This window comes from Microcystis sp. M53603_WE2 (genome assembly GCF_030065435.1).
Genome location: NZ_JASJFF010001286.1, coordinates 1 through 2,668 on the forward strand (window position 1 = coordinate 1; position 2,668 = coordinate 2,668).

General features: G+C 40.6%; 5 protein-coding genes. All 5 read right to left on the bottom strand.

Annotation, left to right across the window (positions count from 1 at the left end):
* Window positions 1-21 precede the first annotated feature (21 nt).
* Entirely contained in the window at window positions 22-522 is a 501-nt protein-coding gene (locus tag PX481_RS26805) for a Coq4 family protein (RefSeq protein WP_353852237.1), read from the bottom strand.
* 441 nt (window positions 523-963) lie between these two features.
* A complete protein-coding gene (locus PX481_RS26810; protein ID WP_288096979.1) occupies window positions 964-1,605 on the bottom strand; it encodes a leucine-rich repeat domain-containing protein in 642 nt (213 codons plus the stop codon).
* Between the two features lie 199 nt (window positions 1,606-1,804).
* Window positions 1,805-2,107 carry a HigA family addiction module antitoxin gene (locus PX481_RS26815; protein WP_002762337.1) on the bottom strand — a complete coding sequence of 101 codons (303 nt, stop codon included), beginning with the start codon at window positions 2,105-2,107 and terminating at the stop codon, window positions 1,805-1,807.
* Between the two features lie 12 nt (window positions 2,108-2,119).
* A complete protein-coding gene (locus PX481_RS26820) occupies window positions 2,120-2,395 on the bottom strand; it encodes a type II toxin-antitoxin system RelE/ParE family toxin (protein ID WP_002762339.1) in 276 nt (91 codons plus the stop codon).
* 84 nt (window positions 2,396-2,479) lie between these two features.
* The coding region (locus tag PX481_RS26825) for a tRNA-specific adenosine deaminase (protein WP_353852236.1) at window positions 2,480-2,668 on the bottom strand (189 nt) is incomplete at its 5' end.

Consider the following 2,668-nt stretch of genomic DNA (forward strand, 5'->3'; position numbering starts at 1 on the left):
GGCGATATTGCCTGAGTATTTTTACTCATTGCAAAACTGGGATGCTCCCAAATTATAGGCGATGACAATCTCTTCCCAGAGAGAGGCTAAGGAAAGTGGAGAAGAAAATAAAGCTCCGAATAATCCCCCTAAAAGTAGGACAATAGCTAGAGGGCGACGAGTTTGACTTAATTCAAAAGCTTTCAGTTGCAATTCTCCCGTCACATCGACACCAAAACCCGTTACTATATGCCAGATATCGTGAGTTTGCCGTAAGCGAAGCAGCAGATAATCTGTATCGGAATTGACCTGAATAGACCGATAAAAATTAGGATCAAAATTGAGACTAATTAGGTGAGTAGCATAATGATAACCCAGGGAATCTTCTGGGAGTTTTAGCAGGGTTTCTAAACAGGGACTAGCGGCCAGATATCTTTGGGCAATTATTTGAGCGGTAGCTCGATCCCTTTTAACATATTGCCAAGATAATCGCTGTAACCAACTCTCTTTTAAGCCATCTTCAATATCATATACAGACAGAATGTTACCGGGATTTTGTCAAAGAGAAATTATTCCCTTGGCCACACTGATTAGATTAGTTGTGAATAGCATATAATACTAAATCCGTTGAGTATAGGCTACATATGAGGACAGGCACTCATGCAAGAGGCAAGAGGCAAAAGGGAGAATAAATAATCAGTTTTTAATAACCGGATTTAGTATAAGAGGTTGAGAACGGGAAAAGGCCAAGAGTTTTCCCAGTTTGATAAAAAGAGAGATTAATATTAAATATTTGTAAACTTTTTTGCCTAAGTTACCTTTCTGTGGTAAGCAAATCTTTACTGCTCCGATTCGGGGGTTTCTTGGGAGGTGTCATCGTTGTTGGTTTTTGGTTCTTGTCCTTTAAAAATCCTGATAGATCGCCAAAAACCCTCTAAAAACTGATTGAAGGTCGTTTCATTGATTTTACCCGTCCAGAGCAAACTAAAAGAGGACCCACAGGGAGGTAAGTCGAGCGAGCGCTTCTGGAATCTCCCTGATTTGGTTATTGCTGAGAGAGAGGCTTTTCAGGGAGGTGAGGTGAGCGAACGCTTCTGGAATCTCCCTGATTTGGTTATTGTAGAGATAGAGGTATTGCAGGGAGGTGAGGTGAGCGAGTGCTTCTGGTATCTCGCTGATTTGGTTATTGCTGAGGTAGAGGAATTGCAGGGAGGTGAGTTGAGCGAGCGCTTCTGGAATCTCGCCGATTTGGTTACTGCTGAGGTAGAGGTGTTGCAGGGAGGTGAGGTGAGCGAGCGCTTCTGGAATCTCGCTGATTTGGTTATTGTTGAGAAAGAGGCGTTGCAGGGAGGTGAGGTGAGCGAGCGCTTCTGGAATCTCGCTGATTCGGTTATTGTTGAGAAAGAGGCGTTGCAGGGAGGTGAGGTGAGCGAGCGCTTCTGGAATCTCGCTGATTTGGTTAAAGCTGAGGTTGAGTTCTTGCAGGGAGGTGAGTTGAGGGATTTCGGGGGGAATTTCTGTTAAGTTTTTGTTGGACAGATCCAACTTCTCCGCTCTTTCGTCTTTTGCCCGTTGAATCAACTCTAATACTTCCTGTGCTGTCATTGACCATCCCCCCGCTACCATATTTACTCCATTTTGGCAAAAGATCCAGTTAATGCAACTGGTGGTGATCAGCTAGTCCACTGTTAACAGTATGATTAACTCCCACACGCGGTTATTCATACATTTGTATCAGTTTAAGGATAACTGATAATTGCTGATTGTCGCTATTTCTGCAAATGTGAGATGCAGCCAAATGAATAATTATAGAATCCAAGAGAATTTATCCTGAAGACAGGGATTGATAAGGAATAATTTTTTCGAGGGTATTTCCTAACTTTTCCCTCGCTATATCTAACTCATAGGCTTTTTGTAAATTCATCCAAATTTCTGCTCCTGTATTAAAAAAACGCCCTAATTTTAAAGCAATATCTCCCGTGATATTTCCTTGACGTTTGAGAATTTGCTCAAGTTCATTCTCAGAGATATTAATTCTTGTGGCAAGCTGAGAAACATCAAGATTAATTTCCTCTAATTCATCAGCTAAAATTTCACCGGGGTGGATAGGACTTTCCCAATTATTCATCGTGAATTCTCCTTAATGATAATCAACAATTTCAACATTAGTAGCTGCATCATCCCATGAGAAACAAATACGATACTGGTCATTGACACGAATACTATATTGACCGATTCTATCTCCTTTTAAACGTTCTAAGCGGTTACTCGGCAATCCTGCCAATGCTTCTAGTGTATTAGCACTTTCTAAAATACGCAATCTTTTGATCGCTAATCGTTCAATCCCAGAAAACTTTTTAACAAACTGCTTATTATATAGCTTTTCTGTATCTTTACATCGAAAGCTTTTAATCATGGGTTATTTTTGTCATGTCTAAGGCAATAATTTGATAAATTTAGCTAAATTTATCAACCGTCCCGATAATTACTCAAATTTTTCTCATCTTTTTTTCTCAAACCATGTTTGTAATAATTCCCCGGATTCCTTGGCTAAAATTCCCGCGATTACCGGTAAACGATGGTTAGAAAAAGGACTATCAATAAAATTAGCCACAGTGCGGATAACTCCTGTTTTGGGATCGTCAGCACCGTACACTAATAATCCTAATCTAGCCTGAATGATTGCCCC

Excerpts from the sequence above, each read along its gene's own strand:
- PX481_RS26815 (WP_002762337.1), bottom strand. The coding sequence starts at position 2,107 with ATGAATAATTGGGAAAGTCCTATCCACCCCGGTGAAATTTTAGCTGAT.
- PX481_RS26820 (WP_002762339.1), bottom strand. The coding sequence starts at position 2,395 with ATGATTAAAAGCTTTCGATGTAAAGATACAGAAAAGCTATATAATAAG.
- PX481_RS26810 (WP_288096979.1), bottom strand. The coding sequence starts at position 1,605 with ATGGTAGCGGGGGGATGGTCAATGACAGCACAGGAAGTATTAGAGTTG.